The 19,892-nt window shown below is 71.4% G+C and carries 20 protein-coding genes; 10 read left to right on the forward strand and 10 right to left on the reverse strand.

The window, feature by feature from the left end:
• Positions 1 to 3: 3 nt before the first annotated feature.
• A complete protein-coding gene (locus ACFHWE_RS11990; RefSeq protein WP_416601201.1) occupies positions 4 to 825 on the reverse strand; it encodes a lysophospholipase in 822 nt (273 codons plus the stop codon).
• A 338-nt stretch (positions 826 to 1,163) separates the two neighbouring features.
• Here ACFHWE_RS11990 and moaA point away from each other — a divergent pair, with 338 nt between their 5' ends.
• Together moaA and ACFHWE_RS12000 are read left to right on the forward strand one after the other, a co-directional pair.
• Positions 1,164 to 2,171 carry a GTP 3',8-cyclase MoaA gene (moaA, locus tag ACFHWE_RS11995; RefSeq protein ID WP_416601277.1) on the forward strand — a complete coding sequence of 336 codons (1,008 nt, stop codon included), beginning with the start codon at positions 1,164 to 1,166 and terminating at the stop codon, positions 2,169 to 2,171.
• A 164-nt stretch (positions 2,172 to 2,335) separates the two neighbouring features.
• Entirely contained in the window at positions 2,336 to 2,776 is a 441-nt protein-coding gene (locus ACFHWE_RS12000; RefSeq protein ID WP_416601203.1) for a RidA family protein, read from the forward strand.
• Here the strand turns inward: ACFHWE_RS12000 and ACFHWE_RS12005 are convergent.
• Positions 2,773 to 3,591 (reverse strand): enterochelin esterase domain-containing protein, encoded by an 819-nt coding sequence (locus tag ACFHWE_RS12005; protein ID WP_416601205.1) that lies wholly within the window; start codon positions 3,589 to 3,591, stop codon positions 2,773 to 2,775. The genes ACFHWE_RS12000 and ACFHWE_RS12005 overlap by 4 nt on opposite strands.
• A 184-nt stretch (positions 3,592 to 3,775) precedes the next feature.
• Here ACFHWE_RS12005 and ACFHWE_RS12010 point away from each other — a divergent pair, with 184 nt between their 5' ends.
• Positions 3,776 to 4,963, forward strand: a complete 1,188-nt coding sequence (locus tag ACFHWE_RS12010; RefSeq protein ID WP_416601206.1) for an RtcB family protein — start codon at positions 3,776 to 3,778, stop codon at positions 4,961 to 4,963.
• A gap of 22 nt (positions 4,964 to 4,985) precedes the next feature.
• On the forward strand, positions 4,986 to 5,567 hold the full coding sequence (mobA, locus tag ACFHWE_RS12015; RefSeq protein ID WP_416601208.1) for a molybdenum cofactor guanylyltransferase: 582 nt from the start codon (positions 4,986 to 4,988) through the stop codon (positions 5,565 to 5,567).
• 111 nt (positions 5,568 to 5,678) lie between these two features.
• On the opposite strand, the gene ACFHWE_RS12020 is transcribed toward mobA, so the two are convergent.
• Positions 5,679 to 5,897 (reverse strand): hypothetical protein, encoded by a 219-nt coding sequence (locus tag ACFHWE_RS12020; protein ID WP_416601209.1) that lies wholly within the window; start codon positions 5,895 to 5,897, stop codon positions 5,679 to 5,681.
• Between the two features lie 518 nt (positions 5,898 to 6,415).
• On the opposite strand from ACFHWE_RS12020, the gene ACFHWE_RS12025 reads away from it, so the two are divergent.
• The gene (locus ACFHWE_RS12025; RefSeq protein ID WP_028648192.1) at positions 6,416 to 6,625 is read left to right on the forward strand and encodes a dodecin; all 210 of its coding nucleotides are present in this window, start codon (positions 6,416 to 6,418) and stop codon (positions 6,623 to 6,625) included.
• Between the two features lie 49 nt (positions 6,626 to 6,674).
• On the opposite strand, the gene ACFHWE_RS12030 is transcribed toward ACFHWE_RS12025, so the two are convergent.
• The 3 genes from ACFHWE_RS12030 to ACFHWE_RS12040 all read right to left on the reverse strand — a co-directional run bounded on the left by ACFHWE_RS12030 (position 6,675) and on the right by ACFHWE_RS12040 (position 9,954).
• On the reverse strand, positions 6,675 to 7,472 hold the full coding sequence (locus ACFHWE_RS12030) for a hypothetical protein (RefSeq protein ID WP_416601210.1): 798 nt from the start codon (positions 7,470 to 7,472) through the stop codon (positions 6,675 to 6,677).
• Positions 7,473 to 7,564: 92 nt separating this feature from the next.
• Positions 7,565 to 8,278: a cell wall anchor protein gene (locus ACFHWE_RS12035; protein ID WP_416601211.1), complete on the reverse strand. Its 714-nt coding sequence runs from the start codon at positions 8,276 to 8,278 to the stop codon at positions 7,565 to 7,567.
• A 134-nt stretch (positions 8,279 to 8,412) separates the two neighbouring features.
• Positions 8,413 to 9,954 carry an LCP family protein gene (locus tag ACFHWE_RS12040; protein WP_416601212.1) on the reverse strand — a complete coding sequence of 514 codons (1,542 nt, stop codon included), beginning with the start codon at positions 9,952 to 9,954 and terminating at the stop codon, positions 8,413 to 8,415.
• A 487-nt stretch (positions 9,955 to 10,441) separates the two neighbouring features.
• On the opposite strand from ACFHWE_RS12040, the gene ACFHWE_RS12045 reads away from it, so the two are divergent.
• Entirely contained in the window at positions 10,442 to 11,350 is a 909-nt protein-coding gene (locus tag ACFHWE_RS12045; RefSeq protein WP_416601213.1) for an Lrp/AsnC family transcriptional regulator, read from the forward strand.
• A 122-nt stretch (positions 11,351 to 11,472) separates the two neighbouring features.
• Here ACFHWE_RS12045 and ACFHWE_RS12050 read toward each other — a convergent pair whose 3' ends face one another.
• A complete protein-coding gene (locus ACFHWE_RS12050) occupies positions 11,473 to 12,180 on the reverse strand; it encodes a FadR/GntR family transcriptional regulator (protein ID WP_416601214.1) in 708 nt (235 codons plus the stop codon).
• Between the two features lie 164 nt (positions 12,181 to 12,344).
• Between ACFHWE_RS12050 and ACFHWE_RS12055 the strand changes: the two genes are divergently transcribed.
• Positions 12,345 to 13,628 (forward strand): MFS transporter, encoded by a 1,284-nt coding sequence (locus tag ACFHWE_RS12055; RefSeq protein ID WP_416601216.1) that lies wholly within the window; start codon positions 12,345 to 12,347, stop codon positions 13,626 to 13,628.
• On the opposite strand, the gene ACFHWE_RS12060 is transcribed toward ACFHWE_RS12055, so the two are convergent.
• Positions 13,597 to 14,406, reverse strand: a complete 810-nt coding sequence (locus ACFHWE_RS12060) for a CPBP family intramembrane glutamic endopeptidase (RefSeq protein WP_416601218.1) — start codon at positions 14,404 to 14,406, stop codon at positions 13,597 to 13,599. The genes ACFHWE_RS12055 and ACFHWE_RS12060 overlap by 32 nt on opposite strands.
• Before the next feature lie 171 nt (positions 14,407 to 14,577).
• Complete coding sequence (aceA, locus tag ACFHWE_RS12065; RefSeq protein ID WP_028648200.1) at positions 14,578 to 15,876, reverse strand: isocitrate lyase; 1,299 nt, start codon at positions 15,874 to 15,876, stop codon at positions 14,578 to 14,580.
• 214 nt (positions 15,877 to 16,090) lie between these two features.
• On the opposite strand from aceA, the gene ACFHWE_RS12070 reads away from it, so the two are divergent.
• From ACFHWE_RS12070 to ACFHWE_RS12080, 3 genes are all read left to right on the forward strand, one after another.
• Positions 16,091 to 17,533 carry a helix-turn-helix domain-containing protein gene (locus ACFHWE_RS12070; protein WP_416601219.1) on the forward strand — a complete coding sequence of 481 codons (1,443 nt, stop codon included), beginning with the start codon at positions 16,091 to 16,093 and terminating at the stop codon, positions 17,531 to 17,533.
• Positions 17,534 to 17,989: 456 nt separating this feature from the next.
• Positions 17,990 to 18,388 (forward strand): hypothetical protein, encoded by a 399-nt coding sequence (locus tag ACFHWE_RS12075; protein ID WP_416601221.1) that lies wholly within the window; start codon positions 17,990 to 17,992, stop codon positions 18,386 to 18,388.
• A 235-nt stretch (positions 18,389 to 18,623) separates the two neighbouring features.
• Positions 18,624 to 19,040 carry a hypothetical protein gene (locus tag ACFHWE_RS12080; RefSeq protein ID WP_416601222.1) on the forward strand — a complete coding sequence of 139 codons (417 nt, stop codon included), beginning with the start codon at positions 18,624 to 18,626 and terminating at the stop codon, positions 19,038 to 19,040.
• A gap of 34 nt (positions 19,041 to 19,074) precedes the next feature.
• Here ACFHWE_RS12080 and ACFHWE_RS12085 read toward each other — a convergent pair whose 3' ends face one another.
• Complete coding sequence (locus ACFHWE_RS12085; RefSeq protein WP_416601224.1) at positions 19,075 to 19,851, reverse strand: putative protein N(5)-glutamine methyltransferase; 777 nt, start codon at positions 19,849 to 19,851, stop codon at positions 19,075 to 19,077.
• Between the last annotated feature and the right edge of the window lie 41 nt (positions 19,852 to 19,892).

Consider the following 19,892-nt stretch of genomic DNA (forward strand, 5'->3'; position numbering starts at 1 on the left):
CGCTCAGGCGGGGACGAAGCGGCGGACGAACCGCAGCACCTCGGCCACGGCCTCGTCGCGGTCGGTGTCGTTGAACAGTTCGTGCCGGCCCTCGGGGAAGATCCGCATGGTGGCGTCGGCGCCCGCGTAGGCCATGATGCCGCGCTTTGTGCCCTCCAGGGGCACGAGGGAGTCGGCGGAGCCGTGCAGCCACAGCAGCGGGACGCCGGTACTGCCGGCCTCGGTGATCCGGTCCAGTTCGGTGAGCATGGCCAGGACCGTCGGCTTCTTGAACGGGCCGTGCCAGACCAGCGGGTCCTCGGCGTAGGCGGCACCCACGGAGGGGTCGCGGGAGAGCGAGTCCGGGTCGATGGGCACGTCCGGCATCTCGTCGAGCCCGGCCAGGATCTCCAGGACCTCCCAGCGCCCGAGCACGGGTGAGGACAGGACGAGCGCGCCGACCTCCTCCGGGTGCGTCTGGGCGTAGCGCGCGGCGATCAGCCCGCCCATCGAGTGGCCGATGAGGACCAGGGGGATCGAGCGGTAGGCGGTGCGGGCCTGGGTGACGACGCGGTGCACGTCCTCCACCACGCCGGCGAAGTCCTCCACCAGCACCCGCTCGCCGGAGGAGGCGCCGTGGCCCCGGTGGTCGGCGCCGTAGACCACCGCGCCCGCGCCGACCAGGTCGGCGGCCAGTTGTTCGTAGCGTCCCAGGTGTTCGCCGTAGCCGTGGACCAGGACCGCCAGCCAGGCCGGTTCGCCCTCGGCGGGTGCCCAGGCCCGTGCCGCCAGTTTCCCGGAGCCGTCAGGGCCGCCTGCCAGCGCCCATTCGCGTGTGGTGATCATGGTGCCTCAGTCTCCCTTGTCCGTCGGGAGACACATTACGGTGGTGCACACGTTCGGGGGCTACGGTTGGGGAGGAGATCGACCGGTGTGACCGTTGTGCAGGTTGGTGTTGCACCGGCGGACGGCGTGCATCGGGCGGATAACGATCACCGTGCGTGTGTTCCACGGCGTCCCAGGCAGGCGGGCGTGCCCCGCCGATCAACGACAAAAGACGACATAAGGTGCAATGAGCCTTACTCACTGTTAAAAGTGATCTTCTACTCTTAACCCTGGGGACGCCTCGGATTGGCTGATCCGAGTCAAACCCACACAAATCTCGACTGGAGAGGGTGACGCTCGTGCTGGCCGACTCCTACGGGCGCGTGGCGACCGACCTCCGCGTGTCGCTCACCGACCGCTGCAACCTCAGGTGCACCTACTGCATGCCCCCCGAGGGCCTGGAGTGGCTGCCCAAGCCCGAACTGCTCACCGACGGTGAACTCCTCCGCCTGATCGGCATCGGCGTCACCCGCCTCGGCATCACCGAGGTCCGCTTCACCGGCGGCGAACCCCTGCTCCGCCGCGGCCTGCCCGGCATCATCGCGGGCACCACCGCCCTCGCGCCCCGCCCCCACACCGCCCTCACCACCAACGGCATCGGCCTGGCCCGCATGGCCCCCGCCCTCGCCGAGGCCGGACTGGACCGGGTCAACGTCTCCCTCGACACCCTGCGCCCCGACGTGTTCGAGGAACTCGCGCGCCGCCGCCGCCTCCAGGACGTCCTCGACGGCCTCGCGGGCTCCGCCGAGGCCGGGCTCACCCCCGTCAAGGTCAACGCCGTGCTCATGCGCGGCGTCAACGACGACGAGGCCGCCGACCTGCTGCGCTACTGCGTCGACCGCGGCTACGAACTGCGCTTCATCGAGCAGATGCCGCTGGACGCCCAGCACGGCTGGCGCCGCGACACCATGGTCACCGCCGACGACATCCTCGCGAGCCTGGAAGCCGACTTCACCCTGGAGGCGGCCGACGCCGACACGCGCGGCAGCGCCCCCGCCGAGCTCTTCCACGTACTGGGCGAGCGGTTCCCCAACGGGGAGCCGGCCACCGTCGGCGTCATCGGCTCGGTCACCCGGCCCTTCTGCGGCGCCTGCGACCGCGTGCGCCTGACCGCCGACGGCCAGATCCGCAACTGCCTGTTCGCCCGGGAGGAGTCCGACCTGCGCACCCCGCTGCGCGAGGGCGCCACCGACGACGAGATCGCCGAGCGCTGGATCTCGGCCGTGGCCGCCAAGCTGCCCGGCCACGGCATCGACGATCCCGCCTTCCTCCAGCCCGCACGTCCCATGTCCGCTATCGGCGGGTAGTCCGGTGTCGGCCGCCGCGCGGCGGCCGACACCCCCTGGGGGGAGCGGAGCCCTGTTTCTTGGTGAGGGGTTCGTCGTGCCGGTTGAAAAAACCAACTAGTTGGTTTTATTGTGGCGGTGGTAGGGCGCGCCGTGCGCCGCACCGGACCGTAGAGGAGCGCCACATGAGTACGTCGGGTACGCGGGAACGGACGGCGGGCGGCCGTCTCACACACGTGGGCGACGAGGTGATCCCCGGTGTCTCACCGGCGGTCGTCGTCGAGGGCGGGCGGCTCGCCTACCTTTCCGGACACGTCCCCCTCGACGCTGGCGGACGCCTGCCGGAGGGGTTCGGCGCACAGATCGACCAGGCCTTCGACAACGTGGCCGACACACTCCACCGACTGGGCGCGGGGGTCGGGGACCTGGTGCGAGTCACGGTCTTCGCCGTGGGCCTGACCCCCGACCTCGTCCCCCTGGTCCGCGGAGCGCGCGACCGGTTCATCGGCGACGCGGTGCCACCGTCCAGCGCCCTGATCGGTGTCGACGCGCTCTTCCAGCCCGGCGTGCTGGTGGAGATCGACGCCGTCGTGAGCCTGCCGCCCGCCGAGCGGCAGGGGAGCTAGCGCTCCCAGTCGTGGGTGACGAAGGCCAGGGCGCCCGGCAGCCCGGCCCGCCAACAGGCGCGGTCGTGGCCGCCGTGGTACTCCTCCAGCACGACGGAGAACGGGGGGTGCCCCAGCGCGCCGCCGCGCTCGTCCAGCGCGTCGCGCAGCCGCCGACCGGGGTCCAGCAGCGACCACTCGTAGGTGCCGCCGACAGGTGGACGCGGTCGGGCAGCCGGTCGGCCTCGGCGGCGCGCCGGGGCGGCGTGGGAGCCGAGCGCCTTCGGGGCCTCGGGCAGCGAGACCACGGACGCCGCGCAGTCGAGGCGTTCGCGCGAGAACGGGTCGGGCACTGTGTGGGCGAGGGCGGCGAACCAGCGGGCGACGGCCGGGCGGTCCCCGGGTTCGGAGACGGCCATGGCGCGCTCGCGGCGGACCCGCAGCGTCTCGGGCAGGTCCGCGGGGTCGCCCGCTGCGGCACCGGCGGGCACGGGGGCGACGGTGTAGGAGGAGCGCCAGTCGCCGCGCATGCGGTAGGTCAGGTGCCACACGTCGGTACCGGGCACGCGCTCCATCCGGCAGTGGCCGTAGGAGTCGGCGTCGGCGATCTTGTTGGCCACCAGCAGGACGTCGGCGAGTCCGTCGCCGCCCCGCCACAGGAAGGTGACGGTGCGGCGGCCCTCGTCATCGGCCTCCCCGACCAGCGGGGTGCCGCTGCGGCGGACGAAGGCCCAGACCCCCTCGGGGTCCTTCGCCACCTCGTCCACGCGGGGCGTGGGCACCCGTTCGGGACGGACGGTGCGCTTGAGGCGCGGTGGGACCGCATGGGTCCGCATACGGGCTTTCTCGTTAGGCTGGTAGTGATCTGAAGCACTACCCTATGCACCTTCTGCTCCGGTGGGGCCGGAGTCGGCGGCGGAAAACCATTGGTCCGTCCCGCGTGTTTCTGGCTTGATATGCCGGGGCGGACACCGGGTCCGCCCCGCACAGGCCCGAACCGGGAGAGCGAGGTGGCCTGCCATGCCCTACACCGAGGTCCGAGGCGGACGGGTGCCCATCCGCATGTGGGCCGACCCCGAGGGGGTCGAGCCCCAGGCCATGGACCAGCTCCGCAACGCCGCCGGAGTGCCATGGATCCACGGCCTGGCCGTGATGCCCGATGTGCACTACGGCAAGGGCGCCACCGTCGGTTCGGTCATCGCCATGCGCGACGCCGTCAGCCCCGCCGCCGTGGGCGTCGACATCGGCTGCGGCATGACCGCGGTGCGCACCGACCTGACCGCCGAGCGCCTGCCCGACGACCTGCGCCGCCTGCGCTCGGCCCTGGAGGCGGCGATCCCCGTCGGCTTCCGCTTCCACGACGAACCCGTCGACCCCTCCACCGTGCCCGGCCTGCGCAGCCGGGGCTGGGACCGGTTCTGGGAGGGCTTCGGCGGTCTCGCCGAGGCTGTGCACCCCCGTCTGGAGCGCGCCCGCCGCCAGATGGGCAGCCTCGGCGGCGGCAACCACTTCCTGGAGGTGTGCCTGGACGACGACGGCGCCGTCTGGCTCGTGCTGCACTCCGGTTCGCGCAACATCGGCAAGGAACTGGCCGACCACCACATCGGACAGGCGCGCTCCCTGCCGCACAACCAGGACCTGCCCGACCGGAACCTGGCGGTGTTCGTCACCGGGACCCCCGAGATGGACGCCTACCGCCGCGACCTGTTCTGGGCCCAGGACTACGCGCGGCGCAACCGCGACGTCATGATGGGCCTGGCCTGCCGCGCACTGGCCGAGCAGGTCCCCGGAACCGGTTTCGGGCAGTGGATCTCCTGCCACCACAACTACGTGGCAGAGGAGACCTACGACGGGGTGGACGTGCTCGTCACCCGCAAGGGCGCCATCCGCGCCGGAGCGGGCGACCTCGGGATCATTCCCGGCAGCATGGCGACGGGCACCTACATCGTCCGCGGCCTGGGCAACCCCGATTCGTTCAACTCCGCCTCGCACGGGGCGGGCCGCCGGATGAGCCGCACCAAGGCCCGCAAGACCTTCACCAAGGTGGACCTGGAGAAGCAGACCCGGGGCGTGGAGTGCCGCAAGGACCTGGGCGTGGTGGACGAGATCCCCGGCGCCTACAAGGACCTGGAGTCGGTGATCGAGGCGCAGACCGACCTGGTCGAGGTGGTCCACCACCTGCGGCAGGTGGTGTGCGTCAAGGGTTGAACCCGTGGTGCAGGCTGGGGGCATGACGAGCACACGCGCCCTCCGCCTGGACGCGGTCGTCCTGGCCGGGGGAGGGGCGCGCCGCCTGGGCGGCGCCGACAAGCCCGGCCTGGTCGTGGGCGGGCGGACCCTGCTGGAACGGGTCGCCGAGGCGGTCCGCGCCCACACCCCCGACGCGGGCCTGACCGTGGTCGGACCCGAGCGCGGGAGCCCGCGCGCCCGCTACGTCCGCGAGGACCCGCCCGGATCGGGGCCGGTCCCGGCTCTGCGCGCCGGACTGGCGCACGTGGAGCGGGAGTGGTTCGCGCTGCTGGCCGCCGACCTGCCGCACCTGGCCCCGGCCCACCTGGAGGAACTCTCCGCCGCTCTCACCGGGGCGGACACCGGGGCGGTGTACGTGGACGCCGAGGGGCGCGAGCAGTGGCTCACCGGACTCTGGCGCACCGCCGCCGTGCGCGAGGCGCTCGCCGCCTACGGGGGCCGGTCGCTGTACCGCCTGCTCGGCCCGCTGGAACCCCGGACGGTGCCGCTGCCGGGCGGGGACGCCTTCGACGTCGACACCCCCGAGGACCTGGAGCGCGCCCGCCGTCGCCTGGACCGGTGAGGCGGAGGTCCCTCGCAAGCGCCGGTGCGCCTGAGCGCTTGGCGGGTCGCCGTAAGCTGAGTGGTGGAACGGGGTGCGCCGTGGACGGGCGCACTCCGTTCTCCTCTCATCTCAGCCCTCGAACTCGTCCATCGGCACGACCTCGCGCAGGAACCCGCGCAGGTCCAGGAAGTTCGACAGGTACTCGCGGTGTTCGTCGCACGCCGTCCACACCTTCCGGCGGTCCGGTGTGTGCAGCTTCGGGTTGTTCCACACCAGCGCCCACCGGGCGTTCGCGCGGCAGTCCCGCCGGGAGCAGCGCGGGGGCTCGGTGGTGTCGGGATGACTCAATCCTGTCCCCAAGGCAGTCGTCGGTGGCCCGCGGTAAAGACGCGGCCACGTGCGGTCAAAGCCGCCGACCGGCGGCAGAAAAAGGCGACGCCGGGTGGTTACGGGGGCAAACCACCCGGCGTCGCGTGTGATGTTTCGACGGGGGCTCGAAACATCACCCCGCGCTCCGACGGGGGACCGAAGCGCTAGAACCCAATGTACACCGCAGCCCCCGGGGGTACGTCAAGAGCTGATTACGACGTTGTCTCGGGACAGTCCCGCCGGACATGGGCCTTAAGTCCCAGGTCAGGGCTAATCTGACACTTTGCCCGTCCTTTCCCGTCAAGGGCTCCGGGCCAGGGCGCACCCCGTGTCGCTTCCGCCCCAAGGGGATTCCTCTATCACGCCAGTGAGGGGCAAAGTCCTACCATCGCCCCCGCGTGTCGGCCGCCTTCAGCGGCGGTGTCGTCCAGTGTGGCCGTTGGGGATCCCGGAGCCAGGGACCGGGAGGCCGCGCAACGACAGCCCAGGGGGCGCTCATGTCTCACCACACGTACCGCGTCACGGAGATCGTCGGCACCTCGCCCGACGGGGTCGACGACGCCATCCGCAACGGCATCGGCCGGGCCTCGACCAGCCTGCGCGGCCTCGACTGGTTCGAGGTGACCGAGATCCGCGGTCACATCGAGGACAACGTCATCGGGCACTACCAGGTGGGCCTGAAGGTCGGGTTCCGGCTGGAGGGGTGAGGGGCGCGCGGGCGGCTCCCGGGGCGCGCTTCGAGGGCCGCCCGGGGCCTCAGCCCTGGGAACCCGAACCGGTGCCGCGCTGCACGTCCACGTGCACGTGGTCCAGGTGCCGCAGGATCTCGTTGCCGGGGTCGGGCGCGTCGTAGTCGCGCCAGCCCATGGAGGGGCGGTAGGTGCTCCAGATGCGGTCGTCGAAGATGATGACGTCGATCTCGTAGTCCGGGGCGTGCGCGATCAGCCAGTGCGCCAGGACCCAGCCCGAGCGGCGGTTGCCCTCGTCGACCGGCCGGTAGAAGACGTCGATGGCCCGCCCCTCGTAGTGGGCCGACCGCTCGCCGTGCCCGGTGTTGTAGCCGCCGGGGGTGTAGCCGCCCAGGGACAGGCCGCCGAAGACGCCCTGCATGCCCTGTCTGAGGCGTTCGGCGCGCGCCGTGAGGCCGGACGGCTCCAGGTCCTCCTGGACCGCCAGGTCGGGGTTCTTGCCGGACCGGCAGGTCAGCGACGGTCCGGCATCCCCCTCGGGTCCCTCCACCAGGGCGGCCATCACGGGTTCGGGGATGTCGGCGGTGTCGGGCGCGGCGACCGGTGCGGCCTCCCCCTGGGCCAGGACGGCGGCCGCGGTGGTCGCACGCTGGGCCTGGTCGCGATCGAGGGGGAAGCTCTCCTCGCCCACCCACGCGGCGCACTCCGGCCCCCAGGGGGGTGTGAGGGAGGGGTCGGCGCGTTCGGCGATCCACCTCACGGCGAGGACGGCCGCGACGGCCAGTGCCGCCAGTACCGCGAGGGAGGTCAGCGGCCCCCGCCACCGGCTTCTGGACCGCTTCCTGTGCACCGCGTCCCCGCTCATGCGCCTTCGTCCCGTCCGTCGCCACCGGCCCCCTCCGTGCGTGGAGGGGGTTCCCGTCCGGACAACGGACGGGGCCCGGCCGGAGTTTCTCCTCAGAGAACCGACCACAGGACGAACGCGCCGCCCAGCAGCAGGGTCAGTGCCCAGACCCGGTCCATCGTGACCCCGCGCCACTTCAGCGCGTGGGAGCCGAGGAAGTCGTAGGCCAGGAGGGCGGCCACGGCCGCCGCACAGAACATGGCCGCGGTGTGCACCCCCGTCGCCGCCAGGCCGAGCAGGGTCGCGTCCCACAGAGTCCACGTCCCCTCCGCGGCGGTGGCCACGGTCCCCGAGGAGGCTTCCGGCACACCAGTGGCGGAGGCCTCGGCTGCGTGTCCCCCGTGGCCGTGTCCCCCGTGGGCGTGGGCGAGCCGGCCCGCCAGCACCGGCATGAGCATCAGCCCCGCCCCGTGGGCCGAGGCCATCAGGAACGACCACGCGCAGACCTGCCACAGGGGCAGTCGCACCTCGCGCCAGTGGAAGTGCCGGTGCGAGAGCAGCATCCACAGTCCGGCCAGGACGATCAGGGCGCCGCCGGCCACGGGGAAGAGGACCGACGCGGTGGCCGAACCGGTGACGGTGATGGCGACCGCCGCCACGCCGACGCTCAAGGCGTGCCCCGCCGCGATCGCTGGGACCGAGCGCAGGACCTGCCTCCGCCCGCCCTCTTGCATGCCCCGTGACACGGCCAGGAGCCAGCCCATGCCCGGGTGCAGGCCGTGGAAGGCGCCCAGCGCGATGAGGGTCCAGAGCTGCGCGTTCGTCACGGCGCCAAGGGTCACACGGGCTCTGGTCCGCGACAAAGCGAAGAACCCCATATGGCCGGTTCCGGTCATATGGGGTTCTTTATGTTTATCTATCCTGAAAATGGGGAAGAGCGGCCCTTTGTGGACGCCGTTCCTCAGGGGCAGAGGGTGTTCAGGTCGATGGCGTCCTCGCCCACCTGGCGGCCGGGGTCGGCGGGGGCCGGCTCCTCCAGGCCGGTGTACTCCTGCCACTCGGTGAGGCCGTCCTCGGGGGAGGGCCCGGTGCCGTCGCCCGGACTCTCCTGGACGCCGTCCCCCGGCGAGGCGGAGGGGGAGGCCGAGGGGCCGGCGGGCAGCGCGTCGCCGCCGGTGCCCAGCGCCTCGGCGACCAGGGCCTTGACCATCTCCCAGTCCGGGTTGCCGGTGTACACCTGCGGGGGCGACAACTGGAGGGTGCTCATCGAACCGGAGCCGCCGACCAGGTCGGCCAGTTCGATGAACGCGGGCACCTTGGTCTGCGGGATGTCCGTGGTCAGCGTGCGCTGGGTCGCGCCCGCCAGCTCCCGGTAGCCGGTCAGGACCGTGGCCGGGTCGATCTGGTCGGCCACGTACTTGATCAGGCAGCCCTGGCGGCCCATGCGCCCGTAGTCGTCGGAGTTGACCCGCGAGCGCCCGTACCAGAGCGCCTCGTAACCGTCGAGCCGGCGCAGACCGGGCTCCAGGACACCGCCGTGGACCCCGTAGGGGATCGGCTCCTCGATGAGGACCTGGATACCGCCCACGGCGTCGATCAGGTCACGGAAGCCCAGCATGTCGACCATCGCGTAGTACTTCACGTCCAGGCCGATGTTGTAGCCGATGACGGCCTTGAGGGTGTCGGCGGCGGGATCCACCGCGGTCGGGTTGATGGCCAGCGCCCCGGGGTCCTCGGCGACCGTCTGGTACACCTCGTTGAGGAGGTCGTCGAAACCCCACGGCGGCGGGTAGCGCTCAGCCAGCGCCGTGCCCGTCGGGAACTGCGCGTCCTCCAGGTTGCGGGGCAGTCCGATGAGCACGGTGTCACCGGTCTCGGTGTCGATGCTGGCGACCATCATCGAGTCGGTGCGCGTCCCGTAGCGGTTCTCCGCCGAGTCCGACCCCAGGAGCAGGACGTTGACCCGGTCGGCCCCGTTCCAGGGGTCCGCGTCGTCGTGCGGGGGCTCGCCGTCGGACTCGGGCGAGCCGAAGAGCGAGGCCAGCGTCTGGTGGGCGGTGTATCCGGCGTGCAGGACCATGCCGGAGGGCACGGCCACCGCCAGGCAGAGGAGGAGGACGGTCGCGGCGCCTAGCACCTGTCGGCCGATCGCGGCGCCCGGAGGCCGGGTGATCGTCCAGGAGTGCACGATGACCGCCATCCACAGCACCGCCGCCGCGAACACCCCGGCCATGGCGGCCAGGAGCCACCGGCTCTGCACGGCGATACCGGCCAGCCGGGTCGTCGCCCCCGACGCGTCGGAGGCGATCCACACGGCCGCGGCCGCGAGAGCGGCGACGATCAGCAGGTACACACCCAGGATCAGGGCCCCCGACCGGCGACGGCCCATCCGCAGGTGCGCCGCGCCCGGCAGCGGGACCGATACCGCGGTCCACAGCAGGGCCAGTCGCGTGCCCCGTCGGACCCCGGGCCCCTTCTCTTGCCGCTCTTCTCCGCCAGCCACCGGCGATTCCTCTCCTGCCGCGGGGGTGCTGTGTCCCCGTGTCGCGGTGCGGCCGAACGCCCACCGGTCGACGGCACGCACCGGGCGCCCTGGTATGTCACCGGGCGCTTCTGTCATGTGCACGTGTTCGAGGGGTGCCCCGGATTCCCCCGCTGCGCCGCCGAACGGGTCATAGGACCTTCGGCGCGCACGACGCGCGGGGCGCTCGACGCCTACCGCGCGGAGCCCCTCTGTTCAGTGTGGACCTTTTGTCTGGGTTGTGGGTGCGGGGGTTGGCTCATTCTTGATCTTCTATACAAGTCTGTTATGTACGGGGGATGTCGTCACTGAGTGGTTGGACGGCGCTTTCCCGTCGTTCACATGGGCGAAGCGGCCGTTTTCTTTCGCGATCGGTAGTGGAGTCGTCCCGTAGCTGCGATGATCTGGCCGCAGGAGGGGGTGCCGTTCGGGGGAAGAGCGGCGTCATGGGAACGAAAGAGGCACCATCGTGCTCGATGCGGTTGACGTCGCGCTGATGCGCGCGTTGCAGGGGGACGGCAGAGCGACGTTCCAGGCCCTGGCCGACGGGGTCGGCCTGTCCAGGACGGCCGTGCGCGCCAGAGTGCGCCAGCTCGTCCGTTCGGGGGCCATCAGAATCGTGGGCGTGCTCCACGCCGGAGTCGTCGGTATGGAGGTCCTGGGCCATGTGTCGTTCCGCGTCCACGGCCCCTCGGGGCCGCTGATGGAGGCACTGGACGAGCGGGAGGCGGTGACGTTCGCCGCCCAGTCGGCCGGGCGCTTCCCGGCCGTCGCGCAGGTCCGGGTGGCCGACGACGGTGCGCTCGCCAAGGAGCTCGCGGAGCTGCGAGCGATGCCGGGGGTGGAGAGCGCGGAGGTGTTCCGCGCGAGCGCCGTGTTCAAGGACGCCCACAGCAGCGTGCGTGAGCTGCGCGAGGTGGACCTGGACGCCCTGGACTGGCGGCTGGTGCGCCTGCTGCTCAAGGACGGACGAGCCTCCTACGCCGACCTGGCGCGCCAGGTGGGGCTGTCGCAGGCGGCGGCCCGGTCCAGGGTCGTGCGCCTGCTGAGCTCGGGGGTCGTGCACGTCACCGCGATCGCCGAACCCTCTGCCGCGGGCGCGAACGAGCAGCTCGGGTTCGGGCTGCGGTGCCGGGGGGACGCCGAGGCGCTGGCGTCGGCGGTCGCGACCATGCCCCGGGTGTCCTTCCTGGCGAGCGGCTTTGGCCGCTACGACGTGGTCGGCACGCTCACCGCGTCCGACCGGTGCGGCCTGGTGGAGGCGCTGGAGACGGTCCGGGCGGCACCGGGGGTGGGGTACGTGGAGACCTGGGACCACCTGAGGGTGCGCAAGGAGCGCCGTGGAGGGGAGCGGCCCGCCGAGTGGGCGCCCGTTTGAGGGGCGTGGGGGCGCCCCGTGCGGGGGCGGGGGCGTCCCACTTCCAACGGGACGGTCCGTGGTGGGAGGGGGCGAGGGGGAAGCGAAGGGGGATGGGCGGGCCCGGTCGGGGCCCCTCGCTCTCATTCCTGGGCGAGTGAGAGCGCTTCCTCGATGTAGCAGGTCGCCTCACGCGCCGCGGCCGCCGGGTCGCCGGAGCGGACCGCCTCCACCAGTGCGGCGTGGTCCAGGCCGACGGCGGCCGAGGTCGAGGAGGGGCGGGTGTCGGTCTCCCCGTCCTTCTCGTAGGCGGTGTGCGCGATGCTCGCGTAGACCACCTGTGCGATGTCGTCGTAGAGCTCGACGAGCAGCGTGTTGTGTGTGGCGTTGACGATCGCCCGGTGCAGGGAGAAGTCGGCCTCCACGAAGGCGCCGGTGTCGTGCGCCCGCCAGGCCTCCTCGCGCAGGGCTATGGCCCGGTCGATGTCGGCCATGTCCTCGTCGCTGTGCCGCAGGGCGGCCAGGCGCGCCGCCTCGACCTCCAGCGCGCGGCGCACCTCCAGGTTCTCGCGCAGCCTGGAGCGTTCGAGGCGCCGTCGCAGGGCGCCGCCGAGCTCACTGGAGGCGCGGACGAACGTGCCCGCCCCCTGCCGGATCTCCAGCAGGCCGGCGTGGGCGAGGGCCCGGACCGCCTCGCGCACGGTGTTGCGGCCCACCTCCAACTGGTCGGAGAGCTCCGACTCGGTGGGGATGCGGTCGCCCACGCCCCACTCACCCGAGTCGATCTGGGCTCGTAACTGGTTGATGACCTGGTCAACGAGACCGGTCCGGCGTGTCGAGGCGAGGGGCACGCTTCCTCCTAGGGGCGGTTCGTCTGATGACGGGGCCAGTGCGCTGATTCGGATCGGTTACGCCGGAGCTTAGACCAGTACGGGCGGGTAGGCGTCCACGAACGGGAATGCGTTATGGTCATGAAGTACATCGGGTCATCCTACAAATATGCGAGGCACCCCCTATGAGCTCCGATGCCGCCGCGCGGGCCTCGGCCGCGGACGCTCCCCAGGCGGGGAGCGGCGCCGCCGCGGCCTCACGTAGAACCGTGCTTTCCCTGATGGCAGCCGGTGTCGCGCTGGCCGCCCTCAACCTGCGCACCGCCATCACCAGTGTCGGAGCCGTGCTCGACGAGGTCTCCCGCGGCCTGGGCATGTCCGCGGTACAGGCCGGGCTCCTGACCACCCTTCCGGTGCTGTGCTTCGCCCTCCTGGGCGGGCTCACCCCCCTCCTGTCGAGGAGCCTGGGCGGGCACCGCCTGATGGTGTACGCGCTCACTGCGCTGGCCGCCGGGCTCGCCGGCCGCGCCCTGGCCGACGGCCCCTGGCCCTTCCTCGCGCTGAGCGCCCTGGCGCTGTCCGGGGGAGCGGTGGGCAACGTCCTGCTGCCCACCCTGGTCAAGCAGCACTTCCCCGACCGCGTGGGCCTGATGACGACGGTGTACACCACCGCCCTCGCGGTGGGCACCGCGCTCGCGGCCGGGGCCACCGTTCCCCTGGAACAGGCCACCGGGCAGTGGCGGATCGCCCTGGGCTCCTACGCCCTGTTCGGGGTCGCGGCCCTCCTGCCGTGGCTGCTGGTCCTGCGGCGCGGCGGCGGGGCGGGCGGACAGGGACCCGGGGCGAGCCCCCTGCGGGTGCTGCGCACGGGGCTGGGACGGCAGAGCGTCCTGTACTTCGGTACGCAGTCCGCGGTGGCCTACATCATGTTCGGCTGGTACGTCCAGATGCTGCGCGACCAGGGCATGGACCCCCAGACGGCGGGGCTGGCGCTGTCCTACCTCAGCCTGCTGGGGGTGCCCGTCTCCCTGTTCCTGCCCCTGCTGCTCACCCGGATGGGCGACCAGCGGCCGGTCGCCGCCGTGTTCACCGCGGCCTACCTCGCGGGCATCGCGGGCCTGTGGTTCGCGCCGCTGGCGGGGGTGTGGCTGTGGACGACGTTCCTCGGAGTGGCCATGGGCGGCAGCTTCGTGTTCGCCCTGACCTCGTTCGCGCTGCGCACCCGCACGGGCGCGGGCACCGCCGCGATGTCGGCCGCCAGCCAGGGGCTGGGCTACCTGATGGGCGGCGCGGGGCCCTTCCTCTTCGGGTTCCTGCACGAGAGCTCCGGCGGCTGGCACGCCCCGCTGCTGCTCATGCTGGTCCTGGCCGCGGCCAACGCGGTCGCGGGCCAGGCGCTGGGGCGCCCCCGCCACCTGGAGGACGCCCTGGAACGGGTCAGCCCGGCAGCCAGTCGACGCGGCCGATGAGGTACACCGAGCCGACGAAGGCCACGATGTCGATGAGGGTGTGCGCGACCACCAGGGGCATCACCCGGCCGTAGCGGGTGTAGAACCAGCCGAAGACCAGCCCCATCACCAGGTTGCCGAAGAACATCCCCACCCCCTGGTACAGGTGGTAGAACGCTCTGAGCACCGAACTCGCCAGCACGGCCTTCCACGGCGACCACCCGAGCTGCCCCAGCCGGTGCAGCAGGTAGCCGACCACGATCACCTCTTCGAGGATCCCGTTCTTGGCCGCCTGGAGCACCAGGACCGGCACGTCCCACCAGTTGCCGTCCAGGCTGCTGGGCCGGACCGTCACCGTCAGGCCCAGTTGCCACGAGAACACGTACACGGCCAGCCCGCCCGCGCCGATCACCGCCGCCAGTGCCGCGCCCGCGGCCAGGTCAGGCCCCGGTCGGCGCACGTCGAAGCCGATGGTGCGCGCGCCCTCGCCCGTGCGCTGGAGCAGGTGCACGGCTAGCAGCACGGGGACGAGCGCGAAGGCCACCGAGGCGAGCTGGCGCGACAGGTCCAGCCAGGGGCGGTCGTTCGCCCGCGGGTTCACCAGGCTCGCGGTCTGTTCGGACAGCGGCTCCGGGGCGGTCAGCACGCCCGCGAAGGCGATGACCGCGTATACCGCGGCGGGGATCAGGGACAGGGCCAAAACGCACAGCACCTCCCCGCGCAGCAGGCGCGGGGAGGTGGGCGGCACGGAGGGCGTGTCCGTGCTGGTGCTAGGGGTGTCGTGGGTCTTGTCGGTCACACGAAGCAATGTACGTGCCGTGTGTGGCCGCCTCGGACGTGAGGCGGCCGTCGGCCGCGCGGCGTGTGACACGGACCGCGCGCGGCCGACGGCCGGGGGGACGGCCGTCCCGCCCCGCCCCAGCCACGAAAGCGGGGAGGGGACGGCCGTCGGGGAACGAAGACCTGAGTCTCAGTGAGCCTCTGAGAACTGGTCTTCCTCGGTGGAGCCGGTGAGGGCCGTGGTGCTGGCCTCGGGGGCGATGGTCGTGCTGATGGCGTCGAAGTAGCCGGTGCCGACCTCGCGCTGGTGGCGGGTGGCGGTGTAGCCCTGCGCCTCGGCCGCGAACTCGGCCTCCTGGAGCTCGACGTAGGAGGTCATCCCGTTCTGGGCGTAGCCCTTGGCCAGGTTGAACATCGAGTAGTTGAGCGAGTGGAAGCCGGCCAGGGTGATGAACTGGAACTTGTAGCCCATGTGGCCGAGCTCGCGCTGGAACTTGGCGATGGTCGCGTCGTCCAGGTGGCGCTTCCAGTTGAAGGAGGGCGAGCAGTTGTAGGCCAGCATCTGGTCCGGGTACTCGGCCTTGATGCGCTCGGCGAAGTCGCGGGCGACCTCCAGGTCCGGCGTCGCGGTCTCCATCCAGAGCAGGTCGGAGTGCGGGGCGTAGGCCAAGCCGCGGGCGACACAGGCCTCGACACCGTTGCGGAAGCGGTAGAAGCCCTCCGCGGTGCGCTCGCCGGTGATGAAGGGCTGGTCGCGCTCGTCGATGTCGCTGGTGATCAGCGTGGCGGCCTGCGCGTCGGTGCGGGCGATGACCAGGCTCGGGACGCCGGCGACGTCCGCGGCGAGGCGGGCGGAGTTCAGCGTCTTGACGTGCTGGCTGGTCGGGATGAGGACCTTGCCGCCCAGGTGGCCGCACTTCTTCTCGGAGGCGAGCTGGTCCTCCCAGTGCACGCCCGCGGCGCCGCCGGCGATCATGGCCTTCATGAGCTCGTAGGCGTTGAGGGTGCCGCCGAAGCCGGCCTCGGCGTCGGCGACGATCGGGGCGAGCCACTCGGGGGCGCTGTCGTCACCCTCGGCCCAGGTGATCTGGTCGGCGCGCAGGAGGGCGTTGTTGATGCGGCGGACGACATTGGGGACCGAGTTGGCCGGGTAGAGGCTCTGGTCCGGGTAGGTGTGGCCGGAGAGGTTGGCGTCGGCCGCGACCTGCCAGCCGGACAGGTAGATGGCCTTCAGGCCGGCCCGCACCTGCTGGACCGCCTGGTTGCCGGTGAGGGCGCCGAGGCTGTTGACGTAGTCCTCGGTGTGCAGCAGGTCCCAGAGGCGCTCGGAGCCGCGGCGGGCCAGCGTGTGCTCCTCGGTGACCGATCCGCGCAGCTTGACCACGTCGTCAGCGGAGTAGGTGCGCTCGATACCGGCCCACCGGGGGTTGGTCTCCCAGTCGCGCTGGAGTGCCGCGCTGGCTTCCTGACGTCGAGCGCTCGTGCCCATTTCGATCCCGCCTTACGTGTAGCCCCAAGTGTTCACACCGGTCGAGGGCCCGTGCCACAGGGCCGGGGGTGAGCCCTGAGCGGTAAGTTCCCCGCCGGTAACTATGATTCTTGGGCAAGATCCAAGACTTTTCCACTCGAAATCGGGTGAAGAAGCTCGATTCTTTCCGTACCATGAACGCATGGCGTACTTTGGTGCTGAAGAAATACCGTCTTTGCCAGGTGACCTAGATCTCGTTACCTTCGGGCAACGTCTCCGTCATCTGCGGCGCGCGCGCGGAATGACCCTCTCTGACCTGGGTGAACGCGTGGGTCGTGCGCCGTCGCAGCTCTCCCTGCTGGAGAACGGCAAGCGCGAGCCCAAGCTCTCCCTCCTCACGTCCCTGGCCTCGGCCCTCGGCGTCTCCGTCGAGGAACTCCTCTCCAAGCAGCCTCCGAGCCGGCGTGCACAACTGGAGATCGCGGTGGAGGAGGCCCAGCGCGACACCGTCTACCAGGACCTCAACCTGCCGCACCTGAAGGTCGGCAAGCGGGTCCCCAACGACGTGCTCGAACACATCGTCGGCCTGTACGACGAACTCAAGCGCCGCAGCGTCAAGCCGACCGCCACCCCGGAGGAGGCCCGGCGGGCCAACGCCGACCTGCGGCGGCAGATGCGCGAGCGCGGCAACTACTTCGAGCACATCGAGAAGGCCGCCGCCGAGACCCTCGCGGCCGTCAACTACTCCACCGGTGCCCTCTCCCAGGGCCAGATCCTGGCGATCGCCACCCACCACGGGTTCACCCTCAGGTACGTGCAAGACCTGCCCCGCTCGGTGCGCTCCCTCACCGACCACATCAACCGGCGCATCTACCTCAAGCGCGAGACGACGCTGCTGGGCATGCACAGCCCCCGGACGATCCTCCTGCAGACGCTGGGGCACGTGGTCCTGGGCCACGGGCACCCGCGCGACTACGCCGACTTCCTGCGCCAGCGGGTGGAGGCCAACTACTTCGCCGCCGCGGTGCTCATCCCCGAGACGGCGGCGGTCCCCTACCTCCAGGAGGCCAAGGAGGCGCGCGACCTGTCCGTGGAGGACCTGCGCGACGTCTACTCCGTCTCCTACGAGATGGCCGCGCACCGGTTCACCAACCTGGCCCACCGGCACCTGGACCTGGTGTGCCACTTCATCCGCAACGACGAGACCGGCATCATCTACAAGGCCTACGAGAACGACGGCCTGGTCTTCCCCACCGACGAGAGCGGGGCGATCGAGGGCCAGCGCATGTGCCGCCAGTGGTCGGGCCGCCAGGTCTTCGCATCCCCGGACCGCTACTCGATCTTCTACCAGTACACCGACAAGCCCAACGGCACCCATTGGTGCGTCGCGCACGTCGACCCCAGCCGCGAGCGCAACTTCGCGATCACCCTCGGCGTGCCCTACAAGGAGTCGCGCTGGTTCCGGGGGCGCGAGACCACCAACCGAACCAAGTCCAACTGCCCGAACGGGGAGTGCTGCGTGCGCCCGCCGGCCGACCTCGCCGCCCGTTGGGAGGGCAACGTCTGGCCCTCGGCACGGGCCCACTCCCACGTGCTGTCCGCACTGCCCTCCGGCACCTTCCCGGGGGTGGACGAGCACGACGTCTACACCTTCCTGGAGAAGCACAGCGGGGACTGACGGGCGGGGCGGACACGCCCCAGGAACAACTGGCGAGGGGGCCGGCGCCCGGGCGCCGGCCCCCTCGGCCCGTCCCGCCGAGGGGTTCCAGGGCCGATTCTTGACGGCTTTCTGAGGCGTTCATCGGTTTCCGGGTTCCTTTGGGTCGTTGCTCTTTCGTGTCCCTTTGCATGCGGCGGTGCTGCTGTTTTTCATTGGCGCATACTTTTGCCTCCGATCTGTTACTTATAGTAATGGTATAAATACTGTCAGTAACTAAGGTTCTGTCTTGCCTGGTCATACTTGTCCGTGTTGTGGTGATCTAGTGCCGACGCGAGGTGCTGGTTCGCGCGGAAAAGCATGTGCGCACGGCGTGGATGCTGCTCTGGGTCCTTCGTCTTTGATGGCTCGGTGTTGCGTGGTTCGGCTGATCATGCGTGGTTCTAATTAATTCATCCATGTGAAAGGGAAATTGTCATGAAGAAGACCATGGCCAGACTCGTCATCGCCGGTTTCGTTGCTCCGGGCCTGGCCCTGGCCGCTCCGGCCGCCGCGTTCGCCGGCTACGCCGACTACGTGCTCAAGGACAACGTCAAGAAGGACCGGGTCCTCGAGATCGTCAACGAGATCGAGAGCGAGAACCTGAACTTCAACGAGCTCACCAACGTCCAGGGACAGCACCAGGACCAGGAGGGCACCAACGCCCAGGGCCAGGCCCAGGACCAGGACCAGGTGAGTGTGCAGGACAACGAGAACACTCAGGAGAACGCTCAGGGCCAGGCTCAGGGCCAGGAGGGCACCAACGAGGGGACCAACGCCCAGGGCCAGGGCCAGGGTCAGGGTCAGGGCCAGACCCAGGACGACTCGATCCTCTGAAGCCGACCGGCGTGATGACGGCGGACGCAGCGGCCTCCGGGCATGGCGACCGCCACGGCGACCGGATCCACGGCATCGGCGGATGACGGCGACGGCCGTCGTCCGGGAGGGGCCCGCCCGGGGAACGGGAGGGCCCCTCGGTCGCGCGTGCCCGGTCCCCACCGCAGTGATCCAGTGAGAGTGCGCTCTTGTGCGGGCCCGCCTGTCGCGGGCCCGCGGGGAAGGGAGAATCCAGATGAAGAAGGTCATCGCCCGTGTCCTCGTCGCCGGGGCCGCGGTCCCGGCCCTGGCCTGGCCGTCGGCGGCCCTGGCCGACAGCCTTCCCGAACAGCCGGGAGGCCCCGAACAGTGGAACGCGGGCGGAGACTGTGTCTCCTCGGGCTACTACCCGTCCGAGTGCGGGCACGGGGACGGCGGCCACCAGGGGAAGGACGGCAAGGACGGGGACACCCCGGTCATCAACGTCATCATCCACAACCACATCCACGTGGACAACGCCAACATCAACGACCTGGAGAACGTGCAGGGCCAGGCCCAGGGCCAGGAGGGCACCAACGAGCAGGGCCAGGCCCAGTCCGCGGGGGAGGAGAGCGCCCCGCAGGAGGACCCCGAGAGGATCACCGTGGTCCCTCCGGGGGAGCTCTCCTCCTGAGCCCGGTCCACGGACGAAGGGTCGGCGGGGACGGTCACCGGCCTCCCGCCAGGACGGTGGCACCGGTTCGTGGACAGGTGAGGGCCCGGGTGGTGAGGCCGCCGCCGGTGAAGGCGGCGGCCGCCCCGGGTACCTGCCCCTCGTCGACCTCCACGAGCAGGTGCCCGCCGGGGGCGAGCCACCGGCGGGCGTGGGCGGCCACCCGGCGGACCGGGCCCAGGCCGTCGGGCCCGCCGTCCAGGGCGCGTCGGTCCTCGTGGTCGCGGGCCTCCGGCGGCAGGAGGGCGATCCGACCGGTGGGGACGTAGGGCGCGTTGGCGACCAGGACGTCCACGCGTCCGCCCAGCCCCTTGGGCAGGGCGTCGTACAGGTCGCCCAGGTGGACGGGGCGTCCGGGCAGGTTGCGGCGGGCGCAGGCGACGCTGGCCGGGTCGATGTCGGCGGCGTGCAGGACCGTTCCGGGACGGGCCCGGAGCAGGTGGGCGCCCACGGCGCCGCTGCCGCAGCACAGGTCGACCGCGGTCGAGCCCGGGCCGAGCAGGGCCGCGGCGCTGCGGGCCAGGTGCTCGGTGCGGGGGCGGGGGACGAACACCCCGGGGTCGACGGCCACGCGCAGACCGCAGAAGCGGGCCCACCCCAGCACGTGTTCGAGGGGGACCCCGCGGCAGCGCAGGTCGGCCATCTCCGCGAGGCGGTCGGGCGTGTGCGCGGTGGCGACGAGCAGGAGGGCCTCGTCCTCCGCGAAGACGCAGCCCGCCCGTCTCAGGCGCCGGGTGAGAGCGGAGAGGGAATCGGTACGGGTCGGAGCCACGGATGCCTTTCGGTTCGCGGGTCGCCCGTCAGGAGGCAGCG

Source organism: Nocardiopsis sp. LOL_012, from assembly GCF_048060475.1.
Lineage (GTDB): Bacteria > Actinomycetota > Actinomycetes > Streptosporangiales > Streptosporangiaceae > Nocardiopsis.

Excerpts from the sequence above, each read along its gene's own strand:
- mobA (WP_416601208.1), top strand. The coding sequence starts at position 4,986 with ATGACGAGCACACGCGCCCTCCGCCTGGACGCGGTCGTCCTGGCCGGG.
- ACFHWE_RS12000 (WP_416601203.1), top strand. The coding sequence starts at position 2,336 with ATGAGTACGTCGGGTACGCGGGAACGGACGGCGGGCGGCCGTCTCACA.
- ACFHWE_RS12055 (WP_416601216.1), top strand. The coding sequence starts at position 12,345 with ATGAGCTCCGATGCCGCCGCGCGGGCCTCGGCCGCGGACGCTCCCCAG.
- ACFHWE_RS12075 (WP_416601221.1), top strand. The coding sequence starts at position 17,990 with ATGAAGAAGACCATGGCCAGACTCGTCATCGCCGGTTTCGTTGCTCCG.
- ACFHWE_RS12005 (WP_416601205.1), bottom strand. The coding sequence starts at position 3,591 with ATGCGGACCCATGCGGTCCCACCGCGCCTCAAGCGCACCGTCCGTCCC.
- ACFHWE_RS11990 (WP_416601201.1), bottom strand. The coding sequence starts at position 825 with ATGATCACCACACGCGAATGGGCGCTGGCAGGCGGCCCTGACGGCTCC.
- aceA (WP_028648200.1), bottom strand. The coding sequence starts at position 15,876 with ATGGGCACGAGCGCTCGACGTCAGGAAGCCAGCGCGGCACTCCAGCGC.
- ACFHWE_RS12010 (WP_416601206.1), top strand. The coding sequence starts at position 3,776 with ATGCCCTACACCGAGGTCCGAGGCGGACGGGTGCCCATCCGCATGTGG.
- ACFHWE_RS12080 (WP_416601222.1), top strand. The coding sequence starts at position 18,624 with ATGAAGAAGGTCATCGCCCGTGTCCTCGTCGCCGGGGCCGCGGTCCCG.
- ACFHWE_RS12030 (WP_416601210.1), bottom strand. The coding sequence starts at position 7,472 with ATGAGCGGGGACGCGGTGCACAGGAAGCGGTCCAGAAGCCGGTGGCGG.
- ACFHWE_RS12025 (WP_028648192.1), top strand. The coding sequence starts at position 6,416 with ATGTCTCACCACACGTACCGCGTCACGGAGATCGTCGGCACCTCGCCC.